The organism is Runella rosea (assembly GCF_003325355.1).
Lineage (GTDB): Bacteria > Bacteroidota > Bacteroidia > Cytophagales > Spirosomataceae > Runella > Runella rosea.
Window position 1 is genome coordinate 4,031,196 of record NZ_CP030850.1, and the last position, 15,928, is coordinate 4,047,123.

The window sequence follows — 15,928 nt, forward strand, 5'->3', positions numbered from 1 at the left end:
AGAGATGATTCAAAGGTTCAGTGGCACAAAAACTACAAATTTGGAAAAACTTATCAGATAAAGAATAAATCTGACGCGATTCGGTCAGCGAATAATTTACCTTTAGGTGTAAGAAATAGAATGTTATTTTCAATAAAAATCCACCCGTTATCCATAAACGCCGCTAGGTATTTTTTTTGTATTTCTCTCAAATCAATTCCCGCCAGTTGTTGGATAATTCCTAAATCACACCCCCAAATCGTACGTAGACTCGTGAGAAGATAATCATTTACCTGATCAAAAGGGCTCAGGGTTTCCGCTTCAAAAGGTAGTTCTCCCGCTTTAAGTGACTGAATGTAATGGGCATTATTGGCAATGTTGTAGTGCCTAGAAGTTCCATTAAACGAATGGGCACTTGGACCCACGCCCAAATAAGACCTGCGTTTCCAGTAGCTGCTATTGTGACGAGCGTACTGGCCTTCGCGGGCAAAATTGGAGATTTCATATTGCTCATACTGATTTGAACTAAGGTACGTTATCATCTGCTCAAAATGACGCGCTGATAGTTCCTCATCTACTGAATTTATTTTCCCCTTTTTGAGCCAATTTCCCAAAGCTGTTTTAGGCTCAATGGTTAAATTATAAGCCGAAATATGGGGCGTATTTAAGGCAACGGCCATTTCCAAATCCCTCTGCCATAATTGTTCGTCAGAAACTATTGGTATATGTTCAATTCCCAATTGTGTTTCACTCATCCCGTACATCAAATCAATGGTCAAGTTGCTAAAGCCGTGGTCTTGCGCCCGTTTTACTGAGGCTTCTGATTCGACAGCGTTGTGCGCTCTATTCATAAAACGCAGATACGGTTCATGAAACGATTGCAGCCCGATACTGAGACGATTAATGAAAGGTCGTAACGAAAGAAGTTTTTGAGAAGTTAAATCATCTGGATTAGCCTCCAAGGTAATTTCAGCCGACGGATTTACGTGGTAAATTTGGTGAATGGCTTCAAAAATTTGCCCTAATTCTGCCTCTGTCAGCAACGAGGGCGTTCCTCCCCCAAAGTAGATGGTTTCGAGCTCACGCGTGGGTAAATAATCTTTTTGAAGCTCCAATTCACGACAAATGGCCGTCACCAATTCTGCTTTCGACTTCAGACTAGTACTGAAATGAAAATCACAATAGTGACAGGCTTGCTTGCAGAAAGGAATATGAAGGTACAGATGCATCTGGCAAAATTACGCAAAAGCCTCCCATCACAATACCACAAACTCCACCCGACGATTCTTTTTTCTGTTTTCTTCGGAAGTATTTGGGGCAATAGGGTCAAGGCTTCCGCGTCCTTTGCTTTGAAGACGCGAGCGTTGGATTCCTTTTTTTATCAAATATTCCTCCACCGATTGGCAGCGCTCTTGGGAAAGTTTGACGTTCAGGTCAAAGTCGCCAGCACTGTCGGTATGCCCTCTGATTTCAATCCGAACCGTAGGATTTTGGGTTAATGCTTCGGCCAATGCATCCAATTCGGGCTGTGATTCAGCACGAAGCACTGGACTGCTGCGGTCAAAATAAATATTGTTTAGCGTGATGGCTTTGCCTTTCTCTGGAATCTTTAAAGGCACAATTTCTTTTTTGGCTGGTATCATTTTAAACTGCACCACATTTTGGGGGCGTAAATCCCTAACAGGCAAAATAAGCGTCATAAATCCTTCCGCAATGCATTCGACCAAATAATTGGCTTTACGCGGAAGTTTGGTCGAAGCCTTACCAGCGGCATCGGCCTGTAATTCAAAAACGCGTTTGCCTTCGTCATCAGTCACAAAAAATTTAGCGCTTGGAACGGGTAGTTTTGTTTCAATATGTGTAGCATCAATCAAAACATAATACTCTTCAGGCTTAGGCCCTACCTGCCCAAATGCGTTTGTAAAACCGCAGACGCAAAACACAAAAAAAAGACTGCTAAATTTCATTGTTTGAGGTAATTTTCGACCCCAAGTTAGCAAATGTGAAGTGTAGAAAAGCAAAAAGTTTATATCTATTAAAAAGCTATTTCCCTTTTTAAGCAAATGCCTGGGGATATAAGCGCTTACCTTCATAAAAGTTTACGCCTTTGCGCTTTATAAACGCATACAGTTCTTCAATTTGCACGGGGGTAAGTTCTCTTTTCATCTATGCCAAAGCCTTTAAATATTTATCACGTCCATAAGCCCTTAATTTTTCGTACGATTCAATCACTGCCCAAATCACCAAAAACGAAGCACAATAAATAATGGCAAATAAAAATGTGTAATCGTGACTATATATGACGGTGTATTTTGTCAATAAAGGAAAGAAATGAGCCACTCCTAAAAGAAAAAAGTGCCAAATCGTATGATTAGCGGTTGAGAATTTGTGTATCTCTAAGTTAATTCTTCCCACGGCAAAAAAGTGTAACCTATCCAGATGATTAAGCCTATTTGCAAATTTTTGTTTCTACCAATTTAATCAATTGATTATCAGACTTATCTAAAAATAAGTAGATAAACTAAGTCAACATAAGAATAAAAATAATTTTAGGCCAACTGAAAAATGACTTCAAGCTTTGAAACACATAACGATTATACTGACGCGCCACCTGACGGCGCTTTTCATTTACTAAACCATCAAAGTCAGTAAACGTTGACAGCGTAGCATCAAAAATCTCTTTGAATGGTTTATCAGGGTTCATATTCATTTGCTCTTCCATGACAGAAGCAATATGATCCACAATTTCCACCTGAACGTCATAAAACTCTACACCCATGCCTTCCACATAACTGTAAATACGGCTGATGTCAATGTAACCTAACTCCTTCGTCATCAGCCAAGGGAAAGTTTGGGGTTCAACAATAATTGCATGTGTTTGACAAAATCAGTGAGTTCTTCCAGACGATTTACGGTTTCGGCTTCGCCTTTTTCCGTCAAGGCATAGTACTTGCGGGGGCGGTTGCCAACGTGCTCAATGCTGACCGTCAGCAGGCCTTCGGCTTCCAATTTGTGCAATGACGGATACAGCGCCCCTTCATTAATCACCACCTCACCATTGGTTTGTTCTTTCACCTTTTGGGTGATTTCATAACCGTACATTCGCTTATTTTCTTCGAGTAGTTTTAAGATAATGAGCGAAAGGCTTCCTTTGTATAATTGAGAGTTATTCATGACGCAAATATATACATCAGGAATTTATACATCAAAGTCTTAGGTATCAATTTCGGATAAAAATTTTTTGAACGGTAAAAGTCTCAATTACTTTAAAAGTTGACTGAGATTTTTTGCCAAAGTGGCAATACTGCAAACAAAAACAGCAGGTCGTAATTGATAATCGTCGGCAGAGGGTGTTACAACCAGCAGAGGTGGATTTCCAACATCGTTTAAAGCAACAGTGGTTCCTTTACTAAGACTTGGGGAGTTGCTCAATTTCACTTCGATAGCCAACTTAATTTGTAATCCTTCTTCAATCACCAGATCCAATTCAGCACCGTCGGCAGTGCGGTAAAAGAAGGGCAGATGTTGGTACGTAAGCTGAGCAATGATTTGCTCAATGACATACCCTTCCCAAGAACCACCAGCAACAATATGCCCCAAAAGGGTTTCGTATTGATGAATTGAAAGTAAATGATGTACTAAGCCGCTGTCTCGAATATAGATTTTAGGTGTCTTACTCAGTCTTTTGCCAATGTTGGTATAATAAGGCTGCAAACGGCGAATTAAAAACGATTGTTCAAAAAAATCCAAATAAGTACTTACCAAATTAGCCCTGATTCCCAACGAATTAGCCAACATAGACTGGTTCAACAGGTTTCCCTGAATACCGGCAATCATCATTAACAGGCGTCTGAGTTGAATGGGCGAAGCCGATAAGCCCAGTAATGGAAGGTCTCTTTCGAGATAACTTCTTACAAAATCCTCAAACCATTTTTGTTGCCGATCAGCGTCGTTAGCCAAAAAAGCATTTGGAAATCCGCCTACCAACCAGTGTTTTATTAAATCATTGGGTGCTATTTCTGTTGCCAGAAAAGGAGTCATTTCATAGTAAGCAATTCGTCCCGTTAATGCCTCTGAAGTATTTTTCAGCAATACAAACGAAGCAGAGCCCAACAAAATAAACCGAGCGGGGCGTCGATTTTCATCTATCAATCCCCGAATATCCGGAAATATCTCAGGAAGCCGCTGTATTTCGTCTAAAATGACGGTTTGGTTTTGTAAGGTTTCCAAAAAAGCACGGCTGTCATGCTGAAACTTGGCCAAATCACTACTTTTTTCGAGGTCAAAATAGGTGGAGGGAAAAGCCAACTTTTCCTGTAATTGTTTCACAAAGGTAGTTTTCCCAACTTGCCGAGGGCCTAAGATAGCTACCGCAGGCTGAAAACTTAGCCCAAACAAAATATCTTTTTCGATAACTCTCTGAATCATTGCATTAAATTATTCCCGTAATTATACAAATAAAGAATACAATTACGGGAATAACAACTTTTATTCCGGTTGATTTGGCGGCAGTACTTTCCCGGACGACTTTCGTCGTTTTTTGAGCGCATCGCTCAGAAGAAATTCAATTTGGCCGTTGGTGCTTCTAAATTCTTCCTGTGCCCATCGCTCCAACTCTTTCAGCATTTCAGCACTGACGCGAAGCACAAACGCCTTTTTTTCGTTGGCCATTGGTTTAAAAATGAAATTGACAGAAAATCCAAAGGGAATGTTTAGACAATGATGTCTTTAAACATTCCCAAAAGTAGAAATTTAAGCGAAACGGTCAATTGTATAAGGTGCCAGCATTTATGACCGGACTCACTGATTTTTCACCGCAGAGCACTACCAGCAAATTGCTTACCATGGCGGCTTTGCGCTCTTCGTCGAGGTGTACAATACCTTTTTCCGAAAGTTTTGCCAATGCCATTTCCACCATTCCAACGGCACCGTCTACAATTTGCTTACGAGCCGCTACCACCGCCGATGCCTGCTGACGCTGGAGCATTGCGCCCGCAATTTCGGGCGAATAGGCCAAATGACTGATGCGTGCTTCATGAATGCCAACCCCAGCCCGAACCAATCGCTCCGTCAATTCGTGTTCAAGCATTTCATTGATTTTACCTGAACCGTCGCGCAGCGTAATCTCAGCATCTTCGTCTTCAATGATATCATAACAATACATACCTGCCAATTTTCGTATAGCTGCCTCTGACTGAATTTCTACAAATTTTTGGTAATTATCCACTTCAAAAGAAGCCTGAGCAGTATCTTGTACGTGCCAGACCACAACGGCGGCAATTTCGATGGGATTGCCCATTTTATCGTTCACTTTCAGTTTTGGTCCGTTGAGATTGCGGGCACGCAAACTGATTTTACGGCGACGATACAAAGGGTTGACCCAACGTAATCCATTATGTCGGATGGTTCCGACGTATTCCCCGAAAAAAGTAGCTACAGCAGCCTCGTTGGGATTGATTACCGTTAAACCCATCGACAGAGTCGTGCCGACAAAGAATAAAATAGTGGCCAGTAAACCTGCCTGTGCGCCCGCAGCTATCATTCCCCCAAAGATCCACAGGACCAAGATTGCCGCAATGAATGCATAACCCGAAGTAGAAGTAAGTTCTTTTTCTTTCATGATATATTTGATATTAAATTGATATTACAATAGTATCCATTTTTAATTAAAATCTCTCTACAACAATGATAAAAGGCAAAACCGATTTATGAGTGGGGAAAACCAATTCTCAGCCGTTTGTTTTTATAAGAAAAGCATTCAAAATCAACCGAAAGGGTAGCAAAAGCACAGATTAACGGTTATTTTTTTTAATTTTGCGCCCTCATAAAAAGTCAAAAGCGGTACTTCAGTGCCGCAAACTGCCGAATACAATGCTAAGCGAACAAGAACTGTTGCGCCGCCAAAAGCGCGAAGATTTGATGAAACTGGGGATTGACCCCTACCCTGCCGAATCGTTTGACGTCAACGTCACCGCGGCCGACATCCATAAAAACTACGAAAACGATAAACTTAATTACAAAAATATCTCCATCGCTGGCCGTTTGATGAGCTTCCGTATCATGGGAAGTGCCTCATTTGTGGAGCTTCAGGACAGTACTGGACGTATTCAGTTGTATTTCCGTCGAGATGACCTGTGTCCCGATGAAGACAAAACGCTGTACAACACCGTATTTAAAAAGCTCCTTGACATCGGCGACATCATTGGCGTGAAAGGATTTGTGTTTACGACCCAAACCAACGAGATTTCGATTCACGTACAGGAGTTCAAAATCCTGAACAAGTCATTGAAGCCGCTGCCCGTAGTCAAAGAAGCCGATGGAAAAACCTACGACGGTTTTACGGACCCTGAGCAGCGCTTTCGTCAGCGATACGTGGATTTGATTGTGAATCCGCACGTAAAAGATATTTTCATCAAACGCGCCAAAATCATCAGTACCATGCGGCGTATTTTTGATGATAAAGGTTGGTTGGAAGTAGAAACGCCCATTTTGCAGCCTATCCACGGCGGTGCCACGGCCCGGCCGTTCAAAACCCACCACAATACATTGGATATGCCGCTGTATATGCGCATTGCCAACGAATTGTACCTCAAACGCCTCATCGTAGGCGGTTTTGATGGGGTGTATGAGTTCGGAAAAATGTTTCGCAACGAAGGCATGGACCGCACACACAACCCAGAGTTTACATCGCTGGAATTTTACGTGGCCTACAAAGATTACCATTGGATGATGAGTATTACCGAAGAGCTACTGGAAAAAGTGGCGTTGGCGGTAAATGGTCAAACAAAGATACAATCATGGGGTAACGAAATCGACTTTGCTGGTCCATACGAGCGGTTGAGCATTTTTGAAGCCATCGAAAAATTCACTGGCATCAACGTTGAAGGGAAAACCGAAGCCGAATTGATTGCGCATTGCAACGAATGGGGCATCGAAACCGACGGCACCATGGGCGTAGCTAAATTGATTGACGAAATCTTTGGGGCCAAAGTGGAGGATAACCTGATTCAACCGACGTTTATCATTGATTATCCCGTCGAAATGTCGCCGCTGACCAAAAAGCACCGTAGTAAGCCAGGTCTGGTGGAGCGTTTTGAGTTATTTATCAATGGAAAAGAAGTTGCCAACGCGTATTCTGAGCTGAACGACCCCATCGACCAACGCGAACGCTTTGAGGAGCAACTCCGCCTAGCCGAGCGCGGTGACGAAGAAGCCATGGCGATGGATGAGGATTTCATCCGCTCACTGGAATACGGAATGCCCACCACGTCGGGAATCGGTATCGGTATCGACCGCCTTACCATGATGATGACCGACCAGACAAGCATTCAGGAAGTGTTGTTCTTCCCGCAGATGCGCCCCGAAAAGAAAGCCGAAATGGCATCTGAAAATGACTATATAACACAGGGGGTACCTACCATTTGGATTCCTGCGTTGCAGAAAATGGGCTTTTTGACCATCGAGGCGCTCAAAGCGGCCAATCCCAACAAAGTCTTCAACGATCTGGGCGGCCTGCGTAAAAAACTGAAAATCGAAGCTCCCATGCCGAAGAAAGAGGAAGTGGAGAGCTGGATAAACGGATAAAATCAATGAATCATAAGGCGAGGCAAACCCCTCGCCTTCTTTCTGACCTATGGACCTGACTACTCGCAAATTCAGCATCGCGGAAATCATCCCCGAAACGTCTGATACCAAGACGTTTGTCTTACAACCCATTGATGATGCTCTTTTCGAGTATCAAGCAGGGCAATTTTTGACGTTGTTATTTGATGAATACGGCCACGAAGTCAGGCGCTCTTTTTCATTTTCAACGGCACCGAGGGTAGATGAGCTACCAGCCATTACCATCAAACGCGTTCCGAACGGGTTGGTTTCGCGCCGATTGCTTGATTATGCAAAAGAGGGCGACGTCCTTACTGCACTAGAACCTTCAGGACGATTTATTATTCCACCTTATGAAGTACCAGGCCATGTGTTTTTGATGGGTGCCGGGAGCGGTATTACCCCGCTGTTTTCGTTACTGAAACATCTTCTGTACGCTGCACCAGAAACGTCCGTTACGCTTCTGTACAGCAACCGAACCGTTGAGTCCACTATTTATTACGAACAACTGCAACAGCTGCAGGCCGCGCATCCGGAACGTTTGAAAGTGATCTTCTTTTGGGGAAATGCCAAAAACCTGCGTCAGGCCCGGCTTAATAATTCGATGCTGGAAGAAATCGTGAACCAACACCTAATCTCTTCCAAAGACGATGTGCTTTTTTACACCTGCGGGCCATTGCACTTTATGCTTATGGTGCAAATTACGCTGCTGACCATGGGCTTTGCCAAAGACCGCATCCACCGTGAATTTTATACGGTCGATACCAAACCCCCTACTCCAAAGCAGTATCAACCGCAATCTGTAACACTCGACTTCAAAGGGACATCCACAATGGTTGAAGTCGTTAATAACCTAACGATTTTGGATGCGGGATTAAAAGCAGGCTTGCCTTTGCCTTATAACTGCCGCTCAGGCCAATGCGGAAGTTGCATTGCCCAATGCGCAAAAGGAGTCGTTGAAATGGAATACAACGAAATCCTGACCGACGAAGAAGTAACGCTCGGCCGTGTACTAACGTGTATGGCGCACCCACTTACGGCCGATGTGCGCGTATCGTGGGATGTTTAAACCGTCACTGCTTTATACATTTCTGCAACGGTATTTACGGCATAGTCAATATCTGCTTCGGTATTGTATTTTCCAAATGAAAAACGCACATTTCCACGGTCTGGAGCCACGCCAAGCGCACCTAACACGTGCGAGCCCACTTCTGAGCCGCTAGAACAGGCACTTCCGCCCGAAGCTGAAATCTTGGCAATATCTAAATTAAAAAGCAACATATCGCTGATGTCCGACGGCGGCAGACTCACGTTCAGTACGGTATAATTACTGCGCTCCATATTTTCACAATCACCATTAAAACGCACATCTTCTATCTTTTCGCGGAAGCCCGCAATCATACGTTTTTTCAAATGCTCAATATGTGCACGGTGGCTGTCCATGTCGCGATACGCAATTTCTAAGGCTTTCCCCAACCCCACAATTCCGTACACGTTCTCTGTTCCGCCGCGCATATTGCGCTCCTGCGAACCCCCATGAATGTAAGGGTGAATTTTTACATCGGCATTGATGTACAAGAAGCCAACACCTTTCGGTCCGTTGAATTTATGGGCTGCTCCAACGATAAAATGCGTTTTGAGTTGTTTCAAGTCGTGCCGTAGATGCCCCACGGTTTGAACCGTATCACTGTGAAAAATGGCATTATACTGCGCACACAAATCACCTACTACATTCAAATCCAGCAAGTTGCCAATTTCATTGTTGCCGTGCATCAATGATACCAGCGAGCGCGGATTAGTCTGAAGTAATTCCTCCAAATGATTCAAATCAATATGGCCTTTGGCATCAATATTCACAAGGCTCAACTTGATTTTGCCCGCTTTGGCCAGATATTCCAAGGTATGCAATACCGCGTGGTGTTCCAACGGTGACGTAATGGCGTGCGTTAAGCCATAATTATCAATACTACAAGTAATGGCCATATTGTCGGCTTCTGTACCACCCGATGTGAAAAATATCTGTGCCGGTGAAGTATTCAATAACCCCGCTACCGTTTTACGCGCCTGCTCAATGGCTGATTTCACCACACGTCCGTGTCCATGAATAGAGGATGGATTGCCATACTGCTCAGTCATCCAGGGAAGCATGGTTTCGATAACTTCAGGGGATATACGGGTGGTGGCGGCATTGTCCAGATAAACGCGGTCGGCTACGGAGCGAATCATTGGAGTAGTGTTAGTAAATGTTGAAGTGTTTTAAGACACTGAAAAATTATTAACTGCAAAAATACGCTGAAAGTTCTACTCTATCAACCTATCGAGTCGACCGAGTAATCATTTTTTCGAATAACCTCCAAAGAATGTTTGGTACAAAAATTGACGATTTCTTAAAAATTACGTTCAATTTTGTAGAAAATCTGTTCCAATGCCCATTATTAATCAGTCAACCTATCCAGGCCCACCTCGTTATCTGTTCAATTGTCATTTGCAAACCATCGTTCCCAGCGTTTTTCGGAAGATTGAAGGAGTGGCGTACGAGCGCGAACGGTTCTTGCTCTCAGACGGTGATTTTGTAGATATTGATTGGCTAGATACACGTAGTAAAAAACTGGTGGTACTAACGCACGGTTTGGAAGGCGATTCGGGAAGACATTACATCAAAGGAACCGCCAAATTGTTTTCACAAAATGGCTGGGATGTACTAGCATGGAACTGCCGCTCATGCAGCGGTGAAATGAACAAAGCCTTTCGGCTGTACAATCATGGTGAAATTGGCGACATCAGCGAACTCATCAACTACGCCCTGCGCACCAAACACTACGAAAAAATAGTACTTGTGGGATACAGCATGGGAGGAAATATCTCCTTAAAATACGTGGGAGCGAGGGGCAAAGAGTTACCAGACGTTGTACGAGGCGCAGCAGCATTTTCAGCCCCTACCAATCTGAAAACCAGCGCAGAACTACTCGATTTACCAAAAAATCGGTTTTACCGCGACCGGTTTATGAAAAAATTAACGAAAAAAATCACCGCTAAATCGGAGCTGTATCCGGGTAAATTGGACATGAGCCGCTTGAAAAACGTTAAAGTTTGGAAAGATTTTGATGATTTTTTTTCAGCGCCCGTCAACGGCTACCGCGATGCCGACGATTTTTACGAACAGGCATCCGCCGTCAATTTCATCAAAGAAGTACGCATTCCCATTTTGATTTGTAACGCCCAAAACGACCCTATTTTAAATGCCGACTGTGCTCCGAAAGCATTGGCAGAAAAACACCCCTTCATTTTTGTAGAAACCCCCAAAACGGGCGGACACGTGGGTTTTTTGGTTAAAAACGATAAGTTTACGTGGTCAGAACGTCGAGCATTGGATTTTCTGAGTTAAAACTAAAAAGCCCTCGAAGTTTAGACTTTCGAGGGCTTTTTAGTCATGACAGGTGCTTTTTGAGGATATTCTCAATCATGTCGCCACTGACGTAAATCGGCTTGTCGGTAATGGTTATTTTGAGTTTGTTATCTTCTACCGCGTATTCACCTTTTACCTTGCTGATTCCAGCAGGAAGCGAAAAAGAGCCCGTTGCACTGTCGCCAGTCATGGTGCCATTTCCTGATTCAATGGCGCGTTTTGCTTTCGCCAAAATTGTTTCTGCGGTTCCTTCAAACGGAACATCGAAATTGTGTGCCATAAGTTCTGTTACTTTAATACATTGACCTATTTAGGGCGCGAAGTTAAAAATTTACCAACAATTCCGCTTGCTCGTGAATAAGTTGATTGATAAGCGCATCTTTAATTTCTCCTTCTTGAAAATTTTTCTTCATAAACGGAATCTTCACCCGCTGGGCCAGCACATTCAAACCTAAGTAATGGAAAACATCAATTAAATGACTCAACGCCAACGCCGAACCTTGTACACCGTCCGAAATTCCCACCAGAGCGGCCTTTTTATGCTTTAATTCGCTAGGATAGCCCAATCCGTCAATGAACCCTTTTAGTGCTCCGGGGTAAGAACCGTTGTATTCCGGTACGATAAAAACAAATTTATCGGCCTCCTTCATCATCTTACGATAGGCATTAAAAACTTCATTTTTTCCGTTATTTTCGTACAAAGCAGTCCTTATGAAGTCGTCAGGAAGTTCGGCAATGTCCAAAATCTGACTTTCGGCATTGAATTCGGCGAGTAACTTTTGATAAAACAAAGCTACGTCTTTTGATTTGGAGTTTCGCCGATTGGTACCGACTACGATTGTTATCATTTTGATAAATGGAACGTTATATACCAGATAAATGACAAGCAGCCCTAAATTGTTCAATAAAAACAAAAATCATCTTGTATTCACCTAAACTTTTCTGGCAAAATGGTCTGTTTTTTTGTATTAGGCTGAAACAAATCACACTCATTATCACGTTTTTACCTTTAATTGAGAGCCTGTAATAATGATAATTCGTCAAATCACCTCTGCAGTTTTTCTCCAAAAATCGATGCATATAAAATTTTATAACCCATTCCAACCTTTCTTTAAACCTGTGCGTCATTAGAACATACCGGCATACATGAAAGATGAACGAACGTTAGTTGAAGGGTGTCGAAATAAAGACCGCATAGCCCAGCGAACGCTTTATGAGCGTTTTGCGGGGAGAATGTTTGCCGTTTGTCAACGCTACACGCGCAGCCGTTTTGAGGCCGAGGATGTTCTTCAAGAAGCGTTTATTAAGGTTTTTTCCCAGATACATACGTTCAGGTATGATTGCCCGTTGGAAGCGTGGATTAAGCGTGTGGTCATTAATACGGCCATTTCATATTTGCGAAAAGAAAAAGCTTACTTAGAGCAAGCAGATATTGATAATCATACTGACGCCGTAGCAGAAAACGAAACTGCTCTGTCGGGCATTCAATACCAGCAGTTGCTGTCGTTGGTCCGCGAATTACCACCCGGCTGCCAATCGGTGTTCAACCTGTACGCCATAGAGGGTTATCAACACAATGAAATTGCCGAAATGCTAGGTATTTCAGAAGGTACGTCCAAATCGCAATACGCCAGGGCAAAACAGTTGTTACAGGCAAAGATGTTGGAAAGTTTTTAAATTAGGTTTCAGTTAGAAAAAATGGATACGTCGGAACAGAATAATTTTGAGGAAAACTGGCGCAGAGCGTTTGACGACGCCTCTGAGACGCCCCCCGATTCGGTGTGGGCGCGGATAGAGGAACGTTTGGACGAAGAGGAGAAGGAGCGCGTGGTGGTGTTGCCGTTGTGGCGTCGTTGGCAAAATATGCATTGGATAGCGGCGGCGGGTGTGGCGTTGTTTGCTATTTCGTTGGGGGGATGGTGGTTGAGTCAAAACACCAGTTCAGATGTGTTGCATGGAAACATCGCCCAAAATGAAGCGAAAGTAATTGTTCCCAATAAAGAGACTATTTCAAAGGAGCAAAACAAAAAACCAACCCCTGAAATCACCTCTCCCGAAGAAACTTCCCAACCAGCTATTGTACATAAAGAACAGAAACAAGTTGACGAAAATCCACTCCAACTTTCTAAACAACCATCTATTGCCTCAACTGACAACTCATCTAACAAAAAAAACAAATCGGTTGCTACCGATATTGCTAAAAAATTGCCAACACATTTGGCGATAAAAGAAGAGAGTGCGGTTGCTAAAACGCAGTCTTCCAACCCAATGCCCGTTTTATCAGCCACTCCACAACCCAATTCAATCCTTAAAGAAAACCGTCTGCAAACGAATGATTTGATTGCTAACCAATTGACTATATCCACACCTATTTTTGAATCAACACCAGCAGTAGAAATTAATGCACTCGACGGCAAAAATCTCCGCAACTTGCCAGGTTTATCCAAAAAACAAATTTGGGTAGCCTATCACACACCAGAAAACAGTACCGAAACACCCAAAAAAGCCTCTACGAAAGAGTATTGGGCATCGGTCGGTATTATGCCTGCCAGCTATAATGCAGGAGTGGCCATTGGAGGAAGCTCCGCTGGTCGGGCGTTTGCGATGTCGGGCCAAAATGCGTTGGCCAATACGACCAACTCTACCAATGCTGGCTCAAACCGCGCTGCCCTTTCGTACGCGGTTCAGTGGCAGGGAGGTTTACAATTGAACCAACGCTGGTCTATCGAAACAGGGGTTAACTATTTACAGGGGAATTCTATCTTTGAAGGGACCAATGGATTCAATGTTTACACCAACAGTTACGTGAACAACCTCGAAGCAGCCGTCAACCTGAGTAATAATCTTACAAAACAGTATGATTTTGCGAGTGCAGGGAGCGATAAATCCCAAATTCAGTCATTTGCCACCAATCAAAACATTTCGAACGCCTACCAGTATTTACAAGTCCCAGTGCAAGCTGGATTTGCGTTGGTCAAGCCCAAACGCAAGCTGTCTCTTTGGCTTATAGGCGGCTTTATCAATAATATTTTCTTACGAAACAGCTTTGAATCAGGACAGGAGCGCATCGTTTCCGTAAGCGGAGCCGACAATCCTTACAAGACACTGTCGTTGTCAGCAAGTACGGGAATGCGAGTTCAATACAAAATGAGCAAACGCTGGACCACGTTGATTTCAGGAAATTATCAACAAGCACTTGGCTCCAATACCCGTTCTAACGCACTTTTTGACGCCAAACCTCACCTCTTCGGCGTAGGTGCAGGATTAAGGTACGGATTTTGAATGAGGCAAAATGTCAATAAGCGTTGATTGTTAGAAAAAGCCTCCGAACAGAACGCCGCTGCGGAGGCACAACCTTTGTAGCTACCGTTTCATATCATTGCCCAGCATTACCTCAGGTGCCACCATCACCCGTGAGCCTTCAGAGGCATTTTCGAGATTGAGTACACCGCGCGGGCATACAGCCGAACAAATACCACAACCCACGCACGAAGAGCGTACAATATCCTGTCCGCGTTGCGCATAGGCACGAACATCAATGCCCATTTCGCAGTAGGTTGAACAATTTCCGCAGGAAATGCATTGACCACCGTTCGTCGTGATGCGGAAACGTGATTTTTTGCGTTGCCAAAGGCCTAAGTAAGCGGCTAAAGGACACCCAAAACGGCACCAAACACGGTTGCCCATGAGCGGATAGAAACCCGTTCCGACCACGCCCGCAAAAATACCTCCAATCCAAAAACCATAGGCTGACCGGACGCTATAGCTGTCAATAAATAGGACATTAGAAGAGCCCGTAAAATATGTATAAAGTACCATCGCGGTCATTAGCACCGCAAATACCAACACCCCATGTACTATATAGCGCTCAATTTTCCATGATTTCAATGTTTTATCTGAAAGTTGGCGATATGGGTCACCTAGTGTTTCGGCCAAGCCTCCGCAGCCACATACCCACGAGCAATACCAGCGTTTCCCAAAGAAATACGTCATCACGGGTACCCCTATCAAGAATAAGATGATGCCCCAAACCAACATAAAAATCCCTAACCCACCACTCTGGACCAAGCTGTTGAGATTGTAATCAAAGAAAAAGTCGTAATCGAGCGGCCAGATATTTTTGAAATCGTAATAGGGTTTATTCAAACTCACCAGTATCTCTGGAATGATAAATGCCACTGCCGTCTGAAAAAACATCACCGATAGAGTACGTACTTGCTGGTAGCTGCTGTGGCGATATTTAATCAGCATCCGAATGCCCATCACCATCACGCAGATAGTATACAAAAATCCGTACAAAAACCACCGACTTGCCTCGCCGCCGTTGAGCGCTTTACTCAGAGGATCGACGAGCAGCGTCCAATTGACTAAATATTGGGGGAAATAGTAAAGTAAAATATAAAACCCGATCAGAAACGTACCTACCATCCACCCCAACGCCCCTCTTGCAGTAGATGATTGTTGAAAGATTTGATTGTTCTTGATACCAGGAAGCAATCGTAATTGTGGCAGTATGTAAAGTAAAGCCCCTAAAATAGCCAAGCCAAAAGTTAAGAAAAACCACAGAGAAGGGTTTTCTTTCAACGGTCCTTTGGCGGCAGCTTTGGTGATGGCAAAACTGTATTCGTCATAAATAACCTTGTCCCACTGTTGGGCGGCTTTGTACTCCGAATTGAGCCCATTCAGCTCATTATCAAATGCATAACTAAATGCCCACCCATTGCTGTAGGTTTTGTTGAGCATGGTTTGCAGGCGTGTACCCAATGTAGACTGATGCTCGGGCTTGATGCTTTGTTGCACAATGGCTGGAGTGAGTGTAAACTCATTCAAAGTCAGCGAATAAAGCCACAATCCAAATCCTGCCAAAAACAGGATCAAGCCAAAACGAGAAAGAATTTTCATGCCAAATTGAGGTTTTACGTACCCCTAATATACTGCAAA

At 43.6% G+C, this 15,928-nt stretch carries 16 protein-coding genes; 5 read left to right on the forward strand and 11 right to left on the reverse strand.

Features of this window, described 5'->3' with window-relative positions; genetic code table 11:
- Positions 1-53: 53 nt before the first annotated feature.
- The 7 genes from hemW to DR864_RS16880 form a co-directional block, all read right to left on the reverse strand.
- The gene (hemW, locus tag DR864_RS16850; RefSeq protein ID WP_114068080.1) at positions 54-1,208 is read right to left on the reverse strand and encodes a radical SAM family heme chaperone HemW; all 1,155 of its coding nucleotides are present in this window, start codon (positions 1,206-1,208) and stop codon (positions 54-56) included.
- A 27-nt stretch (positions 1,209-1,235) separates the two neighbouring features.
- On the reverse strand, positions 1,236-1,946 hold the full coding sequence (locus DR864_RS16855) for an OmpA family protein (protein ID WP_229599407.1): 711 nt from the start codon (positions 1,944-1,946) through the stop codon (positions 1,236-1,238).
- Between the two features lie 554 nt (positions 1,947-2,500).
- Positions 2,501-2,815 carry a hypothetical protein gene (locus DR864_RS16860; RefSeq protein WP_114068082.1) on the reverse strand — a complete coding sequence of 105 codons (315 nt, stop codon included), beginning with the start codon at positions 2,813-2,815 and terminating at the stop codon, positions 2,501-2,503.
- Positions 2,815-3,153: a PadR family transcriptional regulator gene (locus DR864_RS16865; RefSeq protein ID WP_114068083.1), complete on the reverse strand. Its 339-nt coding sequence runs from the start codon at positions 3,151-3,153 to the stop codon at positions 2,815-2,817. Before DR864_RS16865 ends, DR864_RS16860 begins: the two co-directional genes overlap by 1 nt.
- An 87-nt stretch (positions 3,154-3,240) precedes the next feature.
- On the reverse strand, positions 3,241-4,407 hold the full coding sequence (locus DR864_RS16870; protein ID WP_114068084.1) for an ATP-binding protein: 1,167 nt from the start codon (positions 4,405-4,407) through the stop codon (positions 3,241-3,243).
- Between the two features lie 60 nt (positions 4,408-4,467).
- Positions 4,468-4,650 (reverse strand): type II toxin-antitoxin system antitoxin, encoded by a 183-nt coding sequence (locus DR864_RS16875; protein WP_114068085.1) that lies wholly within the window; start codon positions 4,648-4,650, stop codon positions 4,468-4,470.
- Between the two features lie 94 nt (positions 4,651-4,744).
- The gene (locus DR864_RS16880) at positions 4,745-5,599 is read right to left on the reverse strand and encodes an SPFH domain-containing protein (RefSeq protein ID WP_114068086.1); all 855 of its coding nucleotides are present in this window, start codon (positions 5,597-5,599) and stop codon (positions 4,745-4,747) included.
- A 251-nt stretch (positions 5,600-5,850) separates the two neighbouring features.
- On the opposite strand from DR864_RS16880, the gene lysS reads away from it, so the two are divergent.
- The gene (gene lysS / locus DR864_RS16885) at positions 5,851-7,563 is read left to right on the forward strand and encodes a lysine--tRNA ligase (RefSeq protein ID WP_114070330.1); all 1,713 of its coding nucleotides are present in this window, start codon (positions 5,851-5,853) and stop codon (positions 7,561-7,563) included.
- A gap of 49 nt (positions 7,564-7,612) precedes the next feature.
- The gene (locus DR864_RS16890; RefSeq protein ID WP_114068087.1) at positions 7,613-8,650 is read left to right on the forward strand and encodes a ferredoxin--NADP reductase; all 1,038 of its coding nucleotides are present in this window, start codon (positions 7,613-7,615) and stop codon (positions 8,648-8,650) included.
- Here DR864_RS16890 and DR864_RS16895 read toward each other — a convergent pair.
- Positions 8,647-9,807: a cysteine desulfurase family protein gene (locus DR864_RS16895; RefSeq protein ID WP_114068088.1), complete on the reverse strand. Its 1,161-nt coding sequence runs from the start codon at positions 9,805-9,807 to the stop codon at positions 8,647-8,649. The genes DR864_RS16890 and DR864_RS16895 overlap by 4 nt on opposite strands.
- A 199-nt stretch (positions 9,808-10,006) precedes the next feature.
- Between DR864_RS16895 and DR864_RS16900 the strand changes: the two genes are divergently transcribed.
- A complete protein-coding gene (locus DR864_RS16900; RefSeq protein WP_114068089.1) occupies positions 10,007-10,966 on the forward strand; it encodes a YheT family hydrolase in 960 nt (319 codons plus the stop codon).
- A gap of 43 nt (positions 10,967-11,009) precedes the next feature.
- Here the strand turns inward: DR864_RS16900 and DR864_RS16905 are convergent, their stop codons facing one another.
- Both DR864_RS16905 and DR864_RS16910 read right to left on the reverse strand, forming a co-directional pair.
- Complete coding sequence (locus DR864_RS16905; protein WP_114068090.1) at positions 11,010-11,267, reverse strand: hypothetical protein; 258 nt, start codon at positions 11,265-11,267, stop codon at positions 11,010-11,012.
- A 43-nt stretch (positions 11,268-11,310) separates the two neighbouring features.
- On the reverse strand, positions 11,311-11,835 hold the full coding sequence (locus tag DR864_RS16910) for an NADPH-dependent FMN reductase (RefSeq protein WP_114070331.1): 525 nt from the start codon (positions 11,833-11,835) through the stop codon (positions 11,311-11,313).
- Positions 11,836-12,133: 298 nt separating this feature from the next.
- Here DR864_RS16910 and DR864_RS16915 point away from each other — a divergent pair, with 298 nt between their 5' ends.
- Together DR864_RS16915 and DR864_RS16920 are read left to right on the forward strand one after the other, a co-directional pair.
- Positions 12,134-12,664 carry an RNA polymerase sigma factor gene (locus DR864_RS16915; protein WP_114068091.1) on the forward strand — a complete coding sequence of 177 codons (531 nt, stop codon included), beginning with the start codon at positions 12,134-12,136 and terminating at the stop codon, positions 12,662-12,664.
- Between the two features lie 21 nt (positions 12,665-12,685).
- The gene (locus DR864_RS16920; protein ID WP_114068092.1) at positions 12,686-14,269 is read left to right on the forward strand and encodes an outer membrane beta-barrel protein; all 1,584 of its coding nucleotides are present in this window, start codon (positions 12,686-12,688) and stop codon (positions 14,267-14,269) included.
- An 81-nt stretch (positions 14,270-14,350) separates the two neighbouring features.
- Here the strand turns inward: DR864_RS16920 and DR864_RS16925 are convergent, their stop codons facing one another.
- Complete coding sequence (locus tag DR864_RS16925; RefSeq protein WP_114068093.1) at positions 14,351-15,889, reverse strand: 4Fe-4S binding protein; 1,539 nt, start codon at positions 15,887-15,889, stop codon at positions 14,351-14,353.
- Between the last annotated feature and the right edge of the window lie 39 nt (positions 15,890-15,928).

Bases quoted from the DNA above. Each gene is read 5' to 3' on its own strand.
- DR864_RS16880 (WP_114068086.1), bottom strand. From the start codon at position 5,599: ATGAAAGAAAAAGAACTTACTTCTACTTCGGGTTATGCATTCATTGCG.
- lysS (WP_114070330.1), top strand. From the start codon at position 5,851: ATGCTAAGCGAACAAGAACTGTTGCGCCGCCAAAAGCGCGAAGATTTG.
- DR864_RS16920 (WP_114068092.1), top strand. From the start codon at position 12,686: ATGGATACGTCGGAACAGAATAATTTTGAGGAAAACTGGCGCAGAGCG.
- DR864_RS16865 (WP_114068083.1), bottom strand. From the start codon at position 3,153: ATGAATAACTCTCAATTATACAAAGGAAGCCTTTCGCTCATTATCTTA.
- DR864_RS16910 (WP_114070331.1), bottom strand. From the start codon at position 11,835: ATGATAACAATCGTAGTCGGTACCAATCGGCGAAACTCCAAATCAAAA.
- DR864_RS16875 (WP_114068085.1), bottom strand. From the start codon at position 4,650: ATGGCCAACGAAAAAAAGGCGTTTGTGCTTCGCGTCAGTGCTGAAATG.
- DR864_RS16900 (WP_114068089.1), top strand. From the start codon at position 10,007: ATGCCCATTATTAATCAGTCAACCTATCCAGGCCCACCTCGTTATCTG.
- DR864_RS16905 (WP_114068090.1), bottom strand. From the start codon at position 11,267: ATGGCACACAATTTCGATGTTCCGTTTGAAGGAACCGCAGAAACAATT.
- DR864_RS16860 (WP_114068082.1), bottom strand. From the start codon at position 2,815: ATGACGAAGGAGTTAGGTTACATTGACATCAGCCGTATTTACAGTTAT.
- DR864_RS16915 (WP_114068091.1), top strand. From the start codon at position 12,134: ATGAAAGATGAACGAACGTTAGTTGAAGGGTGTCGAAATAAAGACCGC.
- hemW (WP_114068080.1), bottom strand. From the start codon at position 1,208: ATGCATCTGTACCTTCATATTCCTTTCTGCAAGCAAGCCTGTCACTAT.
- DR864_RS16890 (WP_114068087.1), top strand. From the start codon at position 7,613: ATGGACCTGACTACTCGCAAATTCAGCATCGCGGAAATCATCCCCGAA.
- DR864_RS16870 (WP_114068084.1), bottom strand. From the start codon at position 4,407: ATGATTCAGAGAGTTATCGAAAAAGATATTTTGTTTGGGCTAAGTTTT.
- DR864_RS16925 (WP_114068093.1), bottom strand. From the start codon at position 15,889: ATGAAAATTCTTTCTCGTTTTGGCTTGATCCTGTTTTTGGCAGGATTT.
- DR864_RS16895 (WP_114068088.1), bottom strand. From the start codon at position 9,807: ATGATTCGCTCCGTAGCCGACCGCGTTTATCTGGACAATGCCGCCACC.
- DR864_RS16855 (WP_229599407.1), bottom strand. From the start codon at position 1,946: ATGAAATTTAGCAGTCTTTTTTTTGTGTTTTGCGTCTGCGGTTTTACA.